At 54.4% G+C, this 18,218-nt stretch carries 14 protein-coding genes; 8 read left to right on the top strand and 6 right to left on the bottom strand.

What is annotated here, in order from left to right; translation table 11 throughout:
* Window positions 1-88 precede the first annotated feature (88 nt).
* The gene (locus AC3ITF_RS15050; protein ID WP_246864796.1) at window positions 89-943 is read left to right on the top strand and encodes a hypothetical protein; all 855 of its coding nucleotides are present in this window, start codon (window positions 89-91) and stop codon (window positions 941-943) included.
* 69 nt (window positions 944-1,012) lie between these two features.
* On the opposite strand, the gene AC3ITF_RS15045 is transcribed toward AC3ITF_RS15050, so the two are convergent.
* A complete protein-coding gene (locus tag AC3ITF_RS15045; protein WP_489175805.1) occupies window positions 1,013-2,275 on the bottom strand; it encodes a DUF1479 domain-containing protein in 1,263 nt (420 codons plus the stop codon).
* A gap of 270 nt (window positions 2,276-2,545) precedes the next feature.
* On the opposite strand from AC3ITF_RS15045, the gene AC3ITF_RS15040 reads away from it, so the two are divergent.
* The gene (locus tag AC3ITF_RS15040; RefSeq protein WP_489175804.1) at window positions 2,546-4,477 is read left to right on the top strand and encodes a M48 family metalloprotease; all 1,932 of its coding nucleotides are present in this window, start codon (window positions 2,546-2,548) and stop codon (window positions 4,475-4,477) included.
* Between the two features lie 39 nt (window positions 4,478-4,516).
* On the opposite strand, the gene AC3ITF_RS15035 is transcribed toward AC3ITF_RS15040, so the two are convergent.
* The 3 genes from AC3ITF_RS15035 to AC3ITF_RS15025 all read right to left on the bottom strand — a co-directional run bounded on the left by AC3ITF_RS15035 (window position 4,517) and on the right by AC3ITF_RS15025 (window position 8,870).
* Window positions 4,517-5,332: a Cof-type HAD-IIB family hydrolase gene (locus AC3ITF_RS15035; RefSeq protein WP_117341682.1), complete on the bottom strand. Its 816-nt coding sequence runs from the start codon at window positions 5,330-5,332 to the stop codon at window positions 4,517-4,519.
* 200 nt (window positions 5,333-5,532) lie between these two features.
* Entirely contained in the window at window positions 5,533-7,965 is a 2,433-nt protein-coding gene (locus AC3ITF_RS15030) for a formate C-acetyltransferase/glycerol dehydratase family glycyl radical enzyme (RefSeq protein ID WP_115258980.1), read from the bottom strand.
* A 5-nt stretch (window positions 7,966-7,970) separates the two neighbouring features.
* Complete coding sequence (locus AC3ITF_RS15025; RefSeq protein ID WP_182270123.1) at window positions 7,971-8,870, bottom strand: glycyl-radical enzyme activating protein; 900 nt, start codon at window positions 8,868-8,870, stop codon at window positions 7,971-7,973.
* A gap of 133 nt (window positions 8,871-9,003) precedes the next feature.
* Here AC3ITF_RS15025 and fsa point away from each other — a divergent pair, with 133 nt between their 5' ends.
* On the top strand, window positions 9,004-9,666 hold the full coding sequence (gene fsa / locus AC3ITF_RS15020) for a fructose-6-phosphate aldolase (protein WP_096757739.1): 663 nt from the start codon (window positions 9,004-9,006) through the stop codon (window positions 9,664-9,666).
* Between the two features lie 86 nt (window positions 9,667-9,752).
* On the opposite strand, the gene moeB is transcribed toward fsa, so the two are convergent.
* A complete protein-coding gene (gene moeB, locus AC3ITF_RS15015) occupies window positions 9,753-10,502 on the bottom strand; it encodes a molybdopterin-synthase adenylyltransferase MoeB (RefSeq protein ID WP_096757738.1) in 750 nt (249 codons plus the stop codon).
* A complete protein-coding gene (gene moeA, locus AC3ITF_RS15010; protein WP_137400341.1) occupies window positions 10,502-11,737 on the bottom strand; it encodes a molybdopterin molybdotransferase MoeA in 1,236 nt (411 codons plus the stop codon). Before moeA ends, moeB begins: the two co-directional genes overlap by 1 nt.
* Before the next feature lie 201 nt (window positions 11,738-11,938).
* Between moeA and iaaA the strand changes: the two genes are divergently transcribed.
* The 5 genes from iaaA to gsiD are packed head-to-tail and all read left to right on the top strand — an operon-like array spanning window position 11,939 to window position 18,206.
* A complete protein-coding gene (gene iaaA / locus AC3ITF_RS15005; protein WP_489175803.1) occupies window positions 11,939-12,904 on the top strand; it encodes a beta-aspartyl-peptidase in 966 nt (321 codons plus the stop codon).
* Window positions 12,891-14,762 carry a glutathione ABC transporter ATP-binding protein GsiA gene (gene gsiA / locus AC3ITF_RS15000; RefSeq protein WP_115258974.1) on the top strand — a complete coding sequence of 624 codons (1,872 nt, stop codon included), beginning with the start codon at window positions 12,891-12,893 and terminating at the stop codon, window positions 14,760-14,762. Before iaaA ends, gsiA begins: the two co-directional genes overlap by 14 nt.
* A 23-nt stretch (window positions 14,763-14,785) precedes the next feature.
* A complete protein-coding gene (gsiB, locus tag AC3ITF_RS14995; RefSeq protein WP_096757733.1) occupies window positions 14,786-16,324 on the top strand; it encodes a glutathione ABC transporter substrate-binding protein GsiB in 1,539 nt (512 codons plus the stop codon).
* 47 nt (window positions 16,325-16,371) lie between these two features.
* Window positions 16,372-17,292, top strand: a complete 921-nt coding sequence (gene gsiC, locus AC3ITF_RS14990) for a glutathione ABC transporter permease GsiC (protein WP_096757732.1) — start codon at window positions 16,372-16,374, stop codon at window positions 17,290-17,292.
* A gap of 2 nt (window positions 17,293-17,294) precedes the next feature.
* Window positions 17,295-18,206, top strand: coding sequence for a glutathione ABC transporter permease GsiD (gene gsiD, locus AC3ITF_RS14985; protein WP_096757731.1), 912 nt, complete (start codon window positions 17,295-17,297; stop codon window positions 18,204-18,206).
* Window positions 18,207-18,218: the final 12 nt, after the last annotated feature.

Genomic DNA, 18,218 nt, shown 5'->3' with positions numbered 1-18,218 from the left:
CACTTTTCTGAAAAAAAGTTCTGCTGATTAATCTTAGCCACAATTGTGGCTAAGATACTTTCCATAACTACCTACACAAGGTAAGGAAATGAGTCAGATGGAACCGCTTTCTTTAGCCAATCTTAAATTAAAATTACTGAGTTTAAACAACAACAACGAGCATCCTTTCATTTTATGTGAAGATGGCGATGATATCGTTGCATCCTGGAATATCGTAGATGCTGAGTGGAAAGATTATTTCAGTCAATACGGATTGCAAAAACAATATGAGCTAAGACTGTTTTTCAATGAAAGTAAAAATCAGATTAGCTATCGGGAAAAAACTACCGATGTTGAGTGGGATGCAGATTTGGGTGGGTTCAGATTGAGCAAATCTGTCCAAATCGGGAAACGTCTTGAGTTTTCTGCTGGGGGATCCTGGGGTAAAAAAGAAGACGGTAGCTTCGGTAAAATTGACAGCTATAAATTTGCATCAACGGAAATTACGGACCCTATTTTTGATATGGCTCGTGATGCGGGATGGCAGGTTCGTGGTCTGTTAGCAGACAAGAAAAAAAGAAAATTTGTTATTGCGGGAGCGGTGATTGCCGCACTGATTATTTTTATTGGCTTGGGTACTTTCCTCTTTTCTTCGATGGGTGAATTGAAGGATGCTGCGCGATCAGAGATAGACTTGCTCCGTGATGGACAATATGTTCAGGCTTATCAGGCAAGCTCTTCTTCTCTGCAAAGACAAATGGACAGTGAGGATTTTAAGCTTGTAACCGAGTCTATTCATTTTGATGATATTAGCGAATACAGTTTTGATAGTTTCAACGTAGAAAATGATGTTGGTTCTTTGTCTGGAAGCGTTGTGTTTAAAAATGGAGAATCCGGCGAGATTAACGTTACTATGCTCAAAGAAAATGATAAATGGAAACTGGTTGCAGTATCAGTAGAATAAAAAAATATCCGGTTTTTATCACGTAATGAAGAAAACCGGACTGTTTTAAAGGCGTTGAAAGGGGAAGGATTATTCCATCCCCAGCGCGCGCTTACCGTGGATATTCAAATCCTCCAGCGTAAAGCGTCCTTCCCAGTTTGTTTCATAGTCTTCACGCGGGAAATCCCCCGGCGAGGCACCTTTCTCCAGCGCGGCCTTCACCTTGTGGGCATAGGCGAGATTTTTTTCGCACATTGGTGCGGCGGGAATATACATCACGTTGCCCCAGCCTTGTTGGTTCACCACCGGCGCAACGGCGTGGATCACATCACAATGCCACCATACGGAATCGCCGGCTTCCAGTTGCGGAATGCTGGTTAACGCCTCGATGAGTAAGGGATGCCATTGCGCTGAAACCGGCAGCACTCTTCCTGGCGCGACGCCGCACAGTTCATCTTCCGGAACATCATCCAGCAGTGGGCGTAACAGCACATAAGCCATCGCTTCAGGAATGGGAACCACATGTAGCAACCCCTGGCCCGGTAACATATCGGAAAGCGCTGTCCAGCCCTGGAAGGTGCGAAACACCGAACATTTGGTGGTGTTATCGACCGTATACTCTTCGACGTCAGTGCGATGCGCCGCCTGCCACGGATCGTAATCGGCCAGATTACCGTTAAAAACAGAAGCAAAAACGCGCTGATATGCCGGAAGCAACCAGCGCTCCAGTGCGCCGGAATCTGTATGTGCGCCGAGCCCTTTGGAGGTGGTTCCCGGCGGGCGGCGACGAATACGGTCAGGATAGATCACGCTGACGTCCGGGTTAAACCACTGCTTACCTTCGCTTTCAAAAGTCCACAGGCGATTAAGAAACGACTGTGCGTTAGCCATCTCTTCACTCTGGCGGGCCTGCATTTGTGCCTGTGACCAGTAGATCGGAAAGATTTCAGGACGCGATGCACTCAGGGTGCCGAAAAAATTGTCCCCCGGTCCTTTGTAGACCTCGTCAAAGCGGTTGCGGTCGAGATAATCGAGCATTGAGCGATCCCAACCCAGCGCCTGCTCGCGGGGGAAATGACCCTTAATGACCGCACATCCACGACGTTTAATCTGTTCTCGCTGCACAGCGGTGACGGTGCCCGCCTGAATATCGGCGTATGGCAGTACCGGCCAGACAGCGTCACTCTGTGCTTTAAGCGCGTTGATCTCCGCCACGCGGGTGGCAATGGTCTCGCTAAGCTGGCTGAAGATCTGCTGGACGTCGCCAAGCTGCGCCCGCAGTTCCCGCTTCATCTGACGGATTGCCGCTTTGTGATCGGCAGGCAACGTGTCGCTGGTAAAAGTAAGAGCCATAACCACCTCGCATAAGCTTTCATTCGAAACTAATTTAACTTGCAAATGATAATATAAGTTAAAAGTAAGTTAATGCAAGTTTAAAAATCAGTAAGGCGCGCGGATGGGTAAGTGAGCGTTGGGCTGACCTATCGATAAAATGGGGGCTGGTGGATAAAAACGTTAACCGGTAACAAGTGGGACTATCTATACTTCTTTGCTCTGGGAGATTTTGCCCGCTAAAGGCCAGCACTAAGAGGGCGGTGCCGGTTGATGAAAGGATATTTTTCAATGGAAAGAAAAGGCACGCTTCATCTCTTCACCGTTCCAGTCTGCATTCTTAGTTATGCGCTATGGCAGTACTGGCGGGTAGCCGATGTTCTCGAAGGCGATGCTGAGGGGCTGCTCCGACAGACGCTAGCGATGTTGGCGATAGCGCTTGGCGGTACGGCTTTGCTTGTTGTGGGGGCGGCAGTGGGGCTATGTACAACCAGCGCCCGCGCTTCGCGCCATTCCCAAAGCATCTTGATTCGCACATTTACGCGTTGCCGTCGCCTGTTGCCTTTTATGATGGCCGCTGAAATTATGACCTGCGGACTGGCGGTGATTTGTCTGGCGTTATCGGAAGTTACCTGGCTGATGTCGCATTTTGGCGGGGCGGGTGGGTTCAAATTGGCGGCGGTAATCCTGGTCGCCGTCGGCGCGATCCTCTGGATGCTATTAAAAAGTCTGACTTCCATCAGACGCTGTTTCGCTCTCTTTCAACCTGACGATACTGAGATTTACGGGGTGAATGTCACCGTCGCGAATAACCCGGCGCTCTGGCAATGGATACGTGACGTCACCCGGCGTGCAGAGTTGACGGTGCCTGACAATATCGTGGTCGGATTTTTTGACGGCTTCTTTGTCACCGCCAATACCGTACAAATTGAAGAGGGCAAACGACTCACGGGGAATACGCTCTACTTGCCGCTAACCTATATGGCATTGCTGGATGACGCGGAAGCGGCAGCGGTGATTGGCCATGAGCTGGGACATTTTACCGGCGAGGATACGCAATACAGCCTGCGTTTTGTTCCTCTGTATGCCGGGATGCAAAACAGTCTTGAACAGATGGCGAACAGCTCACAGGGGTTTTCATGGCTTGACCGCATCGTACTGCGCCCGTCGCTGGATATGGGGCTATGGTTTTTGCAGACCTTCCATGAAGCGGTCAGTGACTGGGCCAGGATCCGTGAATATGCGGCGGATAATATGGGTGCAAAAGTCTCATCTCCAGCGGCGTTCGCGTCGGCGTTACTGCGGATATCGGTGCTGGATGTTCCGGTTTCCCGATTTCTGGGGGAGCTTTTGCATGGGCGTGTGACCAGCACCAACTGGCTTGTCGATCTGCTTGTCGCGTTACAGAAAATCGGACCGTTTGCGCTGCAGAACAGTCTCGATAATGAAATAGCGCATCCAATGGATAGCCATCCGACGACGCGTGAACGTATTGCGGCACTGACAGTACCGCTCGATAGTGAACTTCTGGCGCGGGCTTTACGCCCGGTTGCCGCAGGTGATAACGCTTTTTTCGGTGGTCTATTCGCCGATGCGGATGTGTTGAGCCTATCGCTTTCACGCACCCTGTCGACAAAAATCACCGCGCAACGTAAGGTCTATCGCCAGACACTTGAAGCCGAAGCCGGGCTGGTAACAGGCTCGGTGGCGCTGTGGGTGAGTGCGAAAGTGGCATGGTATATGATAATTGCGGGCCTGGTAATGCTGTTGGGCGGTGGGGCTTTGCTGCTGTTCAAAACGGTCAGCCCTTGGTGCGTGTTGATTCCTTTCGGCGGAATTACCTTTGGGCTGTTGGGCATTATCACCTTACGACGAACGCGACAGCCGCTGCTGGTGCTGACGCAGGACGCGATCGCCAGCCCGTGGTTGCCTCAGCCGCTACCGCTAAAAAATATTGCCGACTATAACCTGACGATTATTTCCAGCTCGATGACGATTGAATTCTTCATGGACGATGATTATCAACCGAATCTCACCACCAAACGGTTTATGCAGGTTATTCGCTTTAACCCGCGAAAACATGCGGTTGCAATCGTGGTGGCCGGCGATGTGTTACTCCAGCAGGAAAATGGAAAGGTTAAGCTGGATGCGCAAGCGCTGCTGACGCTTATCGGGCAATACATTGTTTCTGCCCACGCTCGCGCTGAGCTGGAGGATTTCTGATGGGGATGTAAAACCCGGAGTACGGACTCCGGGTTTATGTCAGCCGTTAAACGGTGAGGTGTTGTCGAGTACGGCCTGAATCACGTTCAGTGCGCCCTGATGATTGTTGTCATCGGTCTGGTAGCGGGCAATTGCTTTAATGCTGTCGGCGGCATTAGCCATGGCAAAGGAATAGTGTGCCATTTTCAGCATTTCCGCATCGTTGCCGCTATCACCAATGGCAACTACATTCTGCGGTGACAGGTTCCAGCGTTTAAGCAGGCGGCTGATACCGTTGGCTTTATGTAAACCTGGGATTATCAGATCGATAAAGCCAAACCCGCTGGTCACCGGCTTCATGATACCGTCGAGGGCTGTATGCAAATGGTCAATAACCAACGGGATTTGCCCATCAGGTAAATTCAGTGAGAACTTGAACAGCACATCATCGATGTCCTGAAAGTCCTTAACCGGTTTCAGGCGATGGTAGTGTTTTGACATCAGCGCCACAAACGCCTCCGGGGCATTTTCGCTGATGTAGGCGCTTTGCAGTCCGCAGGCGACAAAATTCAGCTGCTTATCCTTCAATAACTCGCCGATGACAATACGGGATTCGTGGCGGGTAAGTTCACCATGAAAAAGTTGTTTGCCGTGTTCATACACCAGCGCGCCGTTCTCTGCGACAAAAGAGATTTCGTCTTTGAGTTCAGGGAAAAAGGAGATCAACTGGTAATACTGGTTGCCGCTGGCCACGACAAATTCAATATCTCGTTTTTTCAATTGCTGATACTGCGCCATAAATCGCTGGCGATCGTACTGCTTGGCATCGTCGAGAAAAGTGCCGTCCATGTCGGTGACGATAACGTTGATGGTCATATATGCTCCTGGCTTTCACTGCAACCAGAAACATTCTAATAACAATGTGACCTGTAGCACAAATTTAATTTCGAATGAAAGTTTCCCCGTCGTCTATTACAGCACAGTTGTAGGCCGGATAAGCGTCAGCGCCATCCGGCATTGAAGCGGTATCGCTGCCGGATGGCGACGCGAAAACGTCTTATCCGGCCTACGGGAAATTACAGCATATGCTCTGTTCGGGCGATGATATCGTCCTGTGCATCCGGAGACAGGGCAGTGAAGAAGGCGGAGTAGCCAGCTACACGCACCACCAGGTCACGGTACTGATCTGGGTGTTTTTTCGCTTCCAGCAGCGTTTCACGAGAGACGATGTTGTACTGAATATGCCAGCCTTTGTGCTCTTCAAAGAAGGTACGCAGCAGGATCATTAACTTCTGCTTATCGGACTCATTTTCCAGTGTAGCCGGATTCAGCTTCTGGTTTAACAGCACCCCGCCGAGGATCGCGCCGGTCGGCAACTTGCCCACTGAGCCAATCACCGCCGTTGGGCCGAGATGGTCGGTACCGGAGGCCGGGCTGGCGCCTTCTGCCAGTGGGGTATGCGCTTTACGGCCATCCGGCGTTGCCATTGTTGCCGCGCCAAACGGTACGTTTGCCGAGATGGAGGAGGTTCCGGCGTAATAGTTACCGCCGATCGGACCGCGACCGTAACGCGGATTATGATATTGCTTCAGTTCGTCAATATAGGTCTGGTAAGCGCGGGCCAGCAGGGTGTCGACGCTGTCATCATCGTTACCGTACTTCGGTGCGCCGTTGATCAGACGCTGGCGTAATTGTTCATGCGTGAGGCCTGCAAAGTCATCTGCCAGGGCTGCCGCCAGCTGCTGCTGACCGATAACACCCTGATCGAAGACCAGCTTTTTCACGGCAGCCAGACTGTTGCCAAGGTTAGCAATCCCGACCTGCAAACCGGATACCCAGTCATATTTTGCGCCGCCCTGTTTAATGCTCTTCGCCCGCTCAATGCAATCATCCACCAGCGCAGAGCACAGGATGTCGTGGACGTTTTCTTCCAGCATGGTATCAACCACATACTCAATCTCGATGGATTTACGCGTGTAGTAGCGGATCTGCGTATCCCAGGCGGTCATCACCTCGTCGAAGTTGTGGAAGTTACCCGCAGAGAGCGCCTTTTCCTGCGGCAGGAACACCTTACCGCTGGTGGCATCGCGACCACCTTCCAGCGCGGCCAGCATCACACGGGCAAAGTTAATAAAGCTCATGCCGGTGCAGCGGTAACCCCATTTCCCGCCCACGGCGGTTTCGATGCAGCCAATGGCTGCGTAGTCGTAGGCATCCTGCGGCTCAATACCCAGCTTAATGAATTCCGGGATAACAATTTCATCGTTGTTAAACGCCGGCATGCCAAAGCCGCAGCGAATGACCTGCACGCAGGCATCAAGGAAATCGTTACTCATCCCGGCGTGATAACGCACGCTGAGATTCGGCTGGGTTGAACGCAGACGACCGCAGGATTCCAGAATGGCATAGGAGAGCGGATTGACCGCGTCCATTGGCTGGCCGTTGACCAGATTCTGACCACCGATAGTGACGTTTTGATACAGCGGGCTGCCCGCGGATGCCTTCGAGTGGGAGCCGGAGCGGATTTTGTTCACTTCCAGCAGCTTCAACCAGCAGCTGTGCAGCAGCTCAATGGCGTGCTCGCGGTCCAGCGTCTGGTTCAGCTCCACGTCGCGACGATAGAACGGGTAGAGATACTGGTCCATGCGGCCAAACGACACCGAGTGACCGTTCGATTCGATTTGCAGGATAAGCTGGATGAAATAGCACAGTTGCAGTGCCTGCCAGAAGGTTTTTGGCGGTTCGTGGGCGATGACATCGCAGTTTTCTGCCATTGCCAGCAGCTCATCGCGACGACTTTCACGGGTTTCAGTTGCTGCCATTTTACGTGCCAGGCTGGCGAAACGTTCGATATGCAGGCTGACGGCATCCAGTACGATATCAATGGCTTTCAGGAACTGATCGCCATGGAGATCGTCCAGGCAGGTCAGGTTAATGCGCGAGCGACGCTCGTCGACTTTATGACGCAGACCATCAAGGCCTTTTTCCAGCAGTAGCGGGAAGTTCACCGCCAGGTGCGCATCGCCGGAAGTCATGTTGCCTTCGGCTTTGATGATGCCGGTTTCCAGCAGGCCTTTTTGTTCGTCGGTAAACATGCCGTAGCAGCGATCCTGTACGGTCTGACCGCGCCACCACGGGCAGATTTCATGCAGTACGCGCTTGTTCTCTTCGCTGACCGCAAAGCCAGCTCCTGGCCGGTCGGCCAAATCGTCGATCTCTTTTTCAATCCACGATACGGTGTATTCCGGGAATATTGGTGCGGCGCGGACTTCGCTTGCCTGATTACCGATAATCAACTCGTCATGTTTGATCCAGATAGTCCGTTCCGCCAGATGATGCGCCAGCGCCAGCGCGCGGCGTACCGGGATCGGTTTGTCCAGATGCTGTTGATACATCTCGGTATAGTGCTGGGCGCGCTCGGTACACACCGGCGGCTTCACAATGTGGATCAGGGCTGTTTTGTGTGCGTTAATGCGGTCGCTGAGTGTATCCAGTTTCAGTGTGGTCATGGCGGTTATCCTCGTAGGGTCGCGGTTAAACCTTTATGGCTGGCATACTGCTGGGCAAATTCGAGCAGTGCAGGCGCATCCAGCGGTTTGTCCGGGGCGTTGTAGGGTTGGCTGAGTAAGTGGTATTTGTTGATGCCCAAGGTGTGGTAGGGCAAAAAATGAATCTCACCGACGTGAAGTTCATCGGCGGCAAAATCGGTAATGGCTTTAATGGCTTCTTCGTTGGCATTGAAGCCCTGAATCAGCGGCACGCGAATAATCATTTTTTTTCCGGCAGCGGCCAGTTTTTTCAGATTCTCCAGCACGCGAGCGGCGTTGCCGTCAGTCCACTGCTTAAACGGCACATCGGCGATGTGTTTTAAATCGGCAAGAAACAGATCGATGTACGCTAATGAAGGTTCAATGTACTTCCACGGTACGTGCAGGCAGGTTTCGACTGCAGTATGAATACCCGCCTCATGGCTGGCTTTGAACAACGCCGCAGCCAGCTCCGGCTGCATAAATGGCTCACCGCCGGAGAGCGTTACCCCACCACCGCTGCGATCGTAGAAGGGTTTATCGCGCAGCACGGTGGACATTATCTCTTCTACGCTTTTTACTTCACCACAGACGGTAAGCGCCTGGGTCGGGCAGCAGTGGGTCAGTGCGGAGAGCGACTTATCGGTCAATTTTTCACGATGAATAAGCAGGCCGTTGAGGGCGCGCTGAATGACATCAGGCGCAGCCTGAACACACAGGTCACAGCCCTCCAGACACAGACGCGCGTCATACAGCAGATCCTGCGTACGGGCACGACTCTCTGGGTTCTGGCACCAGCGACAACCCAGAGAGCATCCCTTAAGGAAGACTACCGTGCGGATACCGGGACCATCGTGGGTGGAATAGCGCTGGATATTGAAAATCATAAGCGGCCTCTCTTCTTTCGTATAAAGATTAAATTACTTTCGAATGAAAGTTATATTGACGTGAGTCAACTAACCGCGCGGTTTCGTCGTGCTACCGTTGATTCATGCTAACGATCAGTTTTGAGGAACGGTTATGGAACTCTATTTAGATACGTCTGATGTGGATGCGGTGAAAACCCTGGCGCGTATTTTTCCGCTGGCAGGTGTCACCACAAACCCGAGTATTGTGGCGGCAGGTAAAAAGGCGCTGGAGGTATTACTCCCGGAATTGCATGACGCGACTGGCGGGCAGGGGCGTTTGTTTGCTCAGGTGATGGCAACGACCGCTGAGGGCATGGTCAGCGACGCGCATAAACTGCGGGCAATGATTCCCGATATCGTGGTGAAGGTACCGGTGACCGCAGAAGGGCTGGCGGCGATTAAGCTGCTGAAGAAAGAGGGGATCCCAACGCTGGGCACCGCGGTTTACAGTGCAGCACAGGGGCTGTTAGCTGCGCTGGCAGGGGCCGAATACATTGCGCCGTATGTTAACCGCGTGGATGCGCAGGGCGGGGATGGTATTCAGACGGTGGTTGATTTACAGAACTTACTGAAAATGCACGCGCCGCACGCCAAAGTACTGGCTGCCAGTTTTAAAACCCCGCGTCAGGCGCTGGACTGCCTGTTAGCTGGCTGTGAAGCCATTACGCTGCCGCTGGATGTGGCGCAGCAGCTAATTAGCTCCCCGGCCGTGGATGCCGCCATGGCGAAATTTGCGCACGACTGGCAGAGCGCATTTGGACGTACGTCGATCTGATGCTGTTGCCGGGTGGCGCTAACGCTTACCCGGCCTACGTTCGAGCCGTTGTAGGTCGGGTAAGGCGAAGCTGCCACCCGACTTTTTTACCGACTACAAACCTCACACCCCGGGTTGCGCATCAGCTTCATCTCCCGGAACTGGCAGGTCATCGCATCGTACATCACGATTTTACCGCTTGCCGGTTTACCGAAGTTTGCCAGTAACTTGATGGCTTCCATCGCTTGCAGCGACCCGATTACGCCAATCAGCGGTGACATCACACCGGCCTCCACGCAGGTTAAGGCGTTTTCACCGAACAGGCGGCTCAAACAGCGGTAGCAGGCTTCACCTTCCTGATACGTAAAGACGGTGATTTGTCCTTCCATACGAATGGCCGCGCCGGACACCAGTGGCACTTTTGCCGTAAAGCAGGCGGCGTTCAGCTGATTGCGCACGGCGACGTTATCGGTGCAATCCAGCACCAGGTCATGCTCTACAACCAACGCATGCATCGCAGCATCGTCAAGCAGCGCATTCACCGGTGTGAGGGTGATATGTGGATTAATACGCGCCAGCGCATCGCGTGCCGATTCCACTTTTGGCTGCCCGACGGTCGCGTCGCTATGCAACGTCTGGCGCTGAAGATTGGAAACCGACACGGTATCAAAGTCGAGCAGGGTTAAATGCCCGATGCCTGCGCCCGCCAGATACTGGGTTGCGGCGCAACCAAGTCCTCCGAGTCCTACGACCAGCACCCGCGCTTCTTTTAACGCTTCCTGACCGTCAAAGTCGAAGCCGCGCAGGATGATTTGCCGGTTATAACGCAGCATCTCCTGGTCGCTGAGTTCTGCCATTACAGGCCTCCAAACAGCGCGTTAAATGGCTCGACGTCTACCCACTCTCCGGCTTCAACGTTGCCGCGATCGCGTTCAAGAACGATAAAGCAGTTGCCAAGGCTAAAGGAGCTAAAAATATGCGAGCCCTGATGACCGGTGGTAGTGACCTCCAGTTCGCCATCAGCTGTACGCTGCAATACGCCGCGCTGGAAATCCAGACGGCCAGGCGTTTTCTTCAGGCGTGATGCGGTCCGTACGCGCTGGCGTGGGGGTAATCCGCTGGCGGTGTTGCCGCTCAGTTTTGCCAGCAGCGGTTGCACCAGCTGATAGAAGGTGAGGGCCGCAGAGACCGGGTTGCCCGGCAGGCCACAAAACCAGCTGTTGCTCAATTTACCGAACGCGAACGGTTTACCCGGCTTAATCGCCAGTTTCCAGAAGGCAATTTCGCCGAGTTCTTCGAGAATGGTTTTGGTGTAGTCCGCTTCCCCGACCGATACACCGCCGGAGCTTATCACCACATCGGCCTGACTGTCGGCTTCGATAAACGCCGCGCGCAGGGCGTGAGGATCGTCGCGGATAATACCTAAGTTGATGACCTCACAGCCCAGCTGTTGCAGCATCAGGTGTACGGCCAGGCGGTTGGTGTCATAAATCTGACCGTCACCCAGCGGTTGGCCTGGCAGCTGTAGCTCATCACCGGTAGAAAATAGCGCCACGCGCACTTTACGCACAACCTGCACATCGGCAATGCCGAGCGAGGCTAGCACAGGGAGCTCAGCGGTTGTCAGACGCGTCCCTGCGGCAAACACCACCGCGCCGTGAGCAATATCTTCTCCGCGTAGACGAATATTTTGTCCGGCGCGAACTTCTGCGGTGAAACGAATACCATCATCAGTTTGTTCTGTTTGTTCCTGCATCACCACGGCTTCGCAGCCGGCGGGCACCGGTGCGCCGGTCATAATGCGGATGCAGGTTCCCGCAGGCCATTCCCCATGAAAAGGCTGACCGGCAAAGGCTTTACCTGCGACAGCAAGCGGCAGACCGGATTGCAAATCCGCTAAACGCACCGCGTAACCGTCCATTGCCGAGTTATCGAATCCCGGCACATCAATCGGTGAGACGACGTCGGTTGCCAGCACGCGACCAAAGCATTCCACCAGCGGCAGTGTTTCAACGGCGGTGAGTGGGGTAATCGACGACAGCATTTGTGAAAGTGCCGTTTCGAGCGGCATCAGTCCGGCGGTAAATTCCATGAGAAGACTCCTGCGAGGCAAAATCGAATCCGATCATTATGTCAGAAAACAGACGCAGACAGTATGCCACCTCAGTCTTAGGTGCAGGCCTTTATCTTTACATGACGTCTGCATCTTTCTATATTCGAAAATCGAATCAATAACTCACCGAAATTCTGCTATTTATAACCACGTTTCCTGCCACCTAAATGGACGATAAAAATGGGCAAAGCAGTCATTGCAATTCACGGCGGCGCTGGCGCAATCACCCGCGCGCAGCTGAGTCAGGAGCAGGAATTGCGTTATATACAGGCATTGTCAGATATCGTTGAAGTAGGGCAACGAATGCTGGAGGCGGGCCAAACCGCGCTGGATGTGGTGACTGAAGCCGTACGCTTACTGGAAGAGTGTCCTCTGTTTAATGCCGGAATTGGCGCTGTATTTACCCGTGATGAAACCCATGAGCTGGATGCCTGCGTGATGGACGGAAATACGCTGCAGGCAGGCGCCGTCGCTGGCGTCAGCCACCTGCGTAACCCGATCCTCGCGGCCCGTCTGGTGCTGGAAAAAAGCCCGCACGTTATGATGATAGGCAAAGGGGCAGAGAATTTTGCCCATGCGCAGGGCATGGATCGCGTGAGTGCGGATATTTTCTCGACGCCAGAGCGGTATGCTCAGCTACTGGCCGCACGTACAGCGGGGGAAACGGTGCTCGATCACGGCGGTACGCCGCTGGATGAGGGCAGCAAAATGGGCACCGTTGGCGCGGTGGCGCTGGATAAGTACGGTAATCTGGCGGCGGCGACCTCGACCGGTGGCATGACCAACAAACTGCCGGGGCGCGTCGGGGATAGCCCGTTAGTAGGTGCCGGTTGTTATGCCAATAATGCCAGCGTGGCGGTCTCGTGTACCGGAACCGGGGAAGTGTTTATACGCGCGCTGGCAGCATATGACATTGCCGCGCTGATGGATTATGGCGGGCTGAGCTTGTCAGAGGCCTGCGAACGCGTAGTCATGGAAAAATTACCGGCGCTCGGCGGTAGCGGCGGGCTTATTGCCGTCGATCATGAAGGTAACGTGGCCTTACCGTTTAACAGTGAAGGCATGTACCGTGCCTGGGGATACGCTGGCGATACGCCAACCACCGGTATTTACCGGGAAAAAGGAGATACCGTTGCCACACAGTGATGAGCTTGACGCCAACGATGTACTGGCGGTTAGCAATCTGAACATTGCGTTTGCGCAGGAGCAGAAGCGGGTCAGTGCGGTACGCAATTTGTCATTTCGCCTCAAGCGTGGGGAAACGCTGGCGATTGTTGGCGAGTCCGGTTCAGGAAAGTCGGTCACCGCGCTGTCACTGATGCGCCTGATTGAACAGGCGGGCGGAGAGGTGAGCTGCGATGAGATGTTGCTTCGGCGACGCAACCGGCAGGTGATTGAACTGGGCGAACAGAGCGCGTCGCAGATGCGCCATGTGCGCGGGGCGGATATCGCGATGATCTTCCAGGAGCCGATGACGTCGCTCAATCCGGTGTTCACCGTCGGCGAGCAGATAGCCGAGTCGATTCGTTTGCATCAGGGGGCTAGCCGTGAGGCGGCGATGGAAGAGGCCAAACGGATGCTCGACCAGGTGCGGATACCGGAGTCGAGGGCCATTTTATCGCGCTTTCCGCATCAGCTTTCTGGCGGTATGCGCCAGCGGGTCATGATTGCGATGGCGCTGTCGTGCCGTCCGGCGGTATTGATTGCCGATGAGCCGACCACCGCGCTGGATGTCACCATTCAGGCGCAGATCCTGCAGCTGATTAAAGTATTACAGCAGGACATGGCCATGGGGGTGATTTTTATCACCCACGATATGGGCGTGGTTGCCGATATTGCCGACCGCGTCCTGGTGATGTATCAGGGTGAAGCTGTAGAAACGGGCAGCGTGGAACAGATTTTTCACGCCCCGCAACATCCCTATACCAAAGCGCTGCTGGCTGCCGTGCCGCAGCTCGGGGCCATGAGCGGACATGAACTGCCGCGCCGTTTCCCGTTGATTTCGCTGCAGGACCCTGACCACCGTGAACCGCAGACTGAACAGGACACGGTGGTGGCGGGCGAGCCGATCCTGCAGGTGCGTAATCTGGTGACGCGTTTCCCGCTGCGCAGCGGCATTCTCAATCGCGTGACCCGCGAGGTGCATGCGGTGGAAAACGTCAGTTTTGATCTGTGGCCAGGCGAAACGCTCTCGCTGGTCGGGGAGTCCGGCTGTGGTAAATCTACTACCGGACGGGCGTTGTTGCGACTCGTGGAGTCTCAGCACGGGGAGATCACCTTTAACGGTCAGCGGATAGACACGCTGGCCAGCAGCAAGCTTCAGCCGCTCCGTCGGGATATTCAGTTTATTTTCCAGGATCCCTATGCGTCGCTCGACCCGCGTCAGACGGTAGGCTATTCCATTCTCGAGCCGCTGCGGGTGCACGGTCTACTGCAAGGGGACGCCGCGGCAAAACGGGTCGCCTGGCTGCTGGAGCGGGTGGGGCTACTCCCTGAACACGCCTGGCGCTATCCGCACGAGTTTTCCGGTGGCCAACGTCAGCGTATCTGTATTGCCCGGGCGCTGGCGCTCAATCCAAAAGTGATCATTGCCGATGAATCAGTTTCGGCGCTGGATGTCTCGATTCGTGGGCAGATTATTAATTTGTTGCTCGATCTCCAGCGGGAAATGGGCATCGCCTACCTGTTTATTTCTCACGATATGGCGGTGGTCGAACGTATCAGCCACCGTGTGGCGGTGATGTACCTGGGGCAGATTGTCGAGATTGGTCCCCGTCGGGCGGTGTTTGAAAATCCGCAGCATCCGTATACCCGCAAATTAATGGCGGCGGTTCCGGTTGCCGATCCCTCTCATCAGCGGCCGCAGCGGGTGCTGCTGTCGGATGATATCCCCAGCAATATCCGCAAACGCGGAGAAGAGATTTCCCCGGTGTCACTCCAGTTAGTGGGGCCAGGGCATTATGTTGCGCGTCCGCAGGTGGAAAATGCGCTTTCGCGTCTATAACAGGCAGGGTTCAGGAGAATAACATGAGACAAATTGTTGCTCGTAAATGGCTGGTTGCGCTGGGGGTTGCCTCTGCACTGGCTGCGTCCCCTGCCTGGTCGGCTAAAGACGTGGTGGTGGCGGTAGGATCTAATTTTACTACGCTCGACCCCTATGACGCGAATGACACGCTGTCGCAGGCGGTGGCGAAGTCGTTCTATCAGGGGCTTTTCGGTCTTGATAAAGAGATGAAGCTGAAAAATGTGCTGGCAGAAAGCTATACCGTTTCCGATGACGGCTTAACCTATACCGTCAAACTGCGGCAGGGGGTGAAGTTTCAGGATGGCACCGATTTCAATGCAGAGGCGGTGAAAGCTAACCTTGAGCGAGCCAGCAATCCGGAAAATCATCTTAAACGCTATAACCTGTATAAAAATATCGCTAACACCGAGGCCGTTGATGCGACGACGGTGAAGATCACGCTGAAACAGCCGTTCTCGGCGTTTATTAATATCCTGGCGCACCCGGCAACGGCAATGATATCGCCGGCGGCGCTGAAGAAATACGGTAAAGATATCGGCTTCCATCCGGTGGGTACCGGGCCTTATCAGCTTGAAACCTGGAATCAGACCGATTTTGTGAAGGTGAAAAAGTTCGCTGGTTACTGGCAGCAGGGCCTGCCGAAGCTTGATACGATTACCTGGCGTCCGGTGACCGACAATAACACCCGTGCGGCGATGTTGCAGACCGGCGAGGCACAATTTGCCTTCCCGATCCCTTACGAGCAGGCCGCATTACTGGCGAAGAACAAAAACCTGGAACTGGTTGCCAGTCCGTCGATCATGCAGCGTTATATCAGCATGAACGTGACGCAAAAACCGTTTGATAATCCGAAGGTGCGTGAGGCGCTGAACTATGCCATTAACCGCCAGGCGTTGGTAAAAGTGGCATTTGCCGGTTACGCCACACCGGCGACCGGCGTGCTGCCGCCCGCGATAGCCTACGCGCAAAGCTATACGCCGTGGCCTTACGATCCGGCGAAAGCCCGTGAGTTGCTGAAAGAGGCGGGGTATCCCAACGGCTTTACCACCACGCTGTGGTCATCGCATAATCACAGCACCGCGCAGAAAGTGCTGCAATTTACCCAGCAGCAGTTAGCGCAGGTCGGCGTGAAGGCGCAGGTGACGGCGATGGATGCCGGACAGCGGGCGGCAGAAGTTGAAGGTAAGGCGCAGAAAGAGAGCGGGGTACGGATGTTCTACACCGGCTGGTCGGCGTCGACGGGCGAAGCTGACTGGGCATTATCACCGCTGTTTGCTTCGCAAAACTGGCCGCCAACGTTGTTTAATACGGCGTTTTACAGTAACAAGCAGGTGGACAGCGATTTAGCCGCGGCGCTGCAAACGAACGATCCGAGCGAAAAAGCGCGATTGTACAAAGATGCACAGGATATCATCTGGAAAGAGTCGCCGTGGATCCCGCTGGTGGTGGAGAAACTGATCTCTGCACACAGTACCAAGTTGACCGGATTCTGGATTATGCCGGACACCGGATTTAGTTTTGATGATGCGGATTTGCAATAAGCTATTCATTCGGCCCCTGAACAGCGGGGGCCGCCGAAGGGAGTCTGATGCTTAATTATGTTTTCAAGCGCCTGCTGGGGTTGATTCCAACGCTACTTATCGTCGCGGTGCTGGTGTTTTTATTTGTTCATTTGCTGCCTGGCGATCCGGCCCGGTTGATTGCCGGACCGGAGGCCGACGCTGAGGTGATTGAGCTGGTGCGCCAGCAGTTGGGTCTGGACCAGCCTCTGCATATTCAGTTCTGGCATTACATGACGAACGTGTTGCAAGGTGACTTTGGCACCTCGATGGTGTCGCGTCGTCCGGTTGCTGAAGAGATTGCCAGCCGCTTTATGCCTTCATTCTGGTTGACGATTGCCAGCATGACGTGGGCGGTCTTGTTTGGCATGACGGCAGGGATCATCGCCGCCGTATGGCGAAATCGCTGGCCGGACAGGTTGAGTATGACCCTTGCGGTCACTGGGATCTCCTTCCCGGCGTTTGCCCTCGGCATGCTGTTAATGCAGATTTTTTCCGTGGAGCTCGGCTGGTTACCCACCGTGGGCGCGGATTCCTGGCAGCATTATATCCTGCCCTCTATCACGCTGGGCGCGGCGGTGGCAGCGGTATTGGCGCGTTTTACCCGCGCCTCGTTTGTCGATGTGCTCAGCGAAGATTACATGCGCACCGCGCGGGCAAAAGGGGTGAGTGAAACCTGGGTGGTGTTAAAACACGGTTTGCGTAACGCGATGATCCCGGTCGTCACGATGATGGGGCTGCAGTTTGGCTTTTTGCTTGGTGGCTCCATTGTGGTTGAGAAAGTCTTTAACTGGCCAGGGCTCGGACGATTGTTGGTGGACTCGGTTGAAATGCGAGACTACCCGGTGATTCAGGCCGAGGTGCTGTTATTTTCTCTGGAGTTTATTCTTATTAACTTAGTGGTGGATGTGCTCTATGCCGCCATTAATCCGGCTATCAGGTACAAGTAAGGATGCGATTTTTTAACTGGCGCCGACAGGCGATTTTAAATGCAATGCCGCTCGTTAAGCCTGAACAGATCCGCACGCCGTGGCACGAGTTCTGGCGGCGTTTTCGTCGCCAGCGTGTGGCGATGATCGCCGGGTTATTCGTGCTGGCCTTGATCCTGGTGGCGATATTTGCCCGTTGGTTGACGCCGTTTGATGCCGAGAATTACTTCGACTATGACCGCCTCAATGATGGGCCGTCGATGTTGCACTGGTTTGGCGTCGATTCGCTGGGGCGGGATATTTTTAGCCGCGTGCTGGTTGGCGCGCAAATTTCGCTGGCGGCAGGGGTGTTTGCCGTATTTATTGGCGCGGCCATAGGTACGGTGTTGGGTCTGCTGGCAGGTTATTACGAAGGCTGGTGGGATCGGTTGATTATGCGTATCTGCGATGTGCTATTCGCTTTTCCGGGTATTCTGCTGGCGATAGCGGTGGTGGCGGTGCTCGGCAGCGGCATTGCTAACGTGATAATTGCCGTCGCTATCTTCTCCATTCCAGCCTTTGCGCGACTGGTGCGTGGGAATACGTTGGTGCTCAAACAGCAGACATTTATTGAGTCGGCGCGCAGCATTGGCGCCAGCGATACGACCATTATCTTCAACCATATTTTGCCGGGGACGGTCTCGTCGATCGTGGTCTTTTTTACCATGCGCATCGGGACGTCGATCATCTCCGCCGCGAGTTTGTCGTTCCTGGGATTGGGTGCTCAGCCACCGACGCCGGAGTGGGGCGCGATGCTCAACGAAGCGCGGGCGGATATGGTGATTGCTCCACACGTGGCGATATTCCCGGCGGTGGCAATATTCCTGACGGTGCTGGCGTTTAACTTATTGGGTGATGGCCTGCGCGACGCGCTGGACCCGAAGATTAAAGGATAAACAGTAGGCCGG

It is taken from the genome of Citrobacter sp. KH_055_1, from assembly GCF_057838705.1.
The sequence above is the reverse complement of the archived record's forward strand: the minus strand, read 5'-3'. Positions and strand labels throughout refer to the sequence as shown.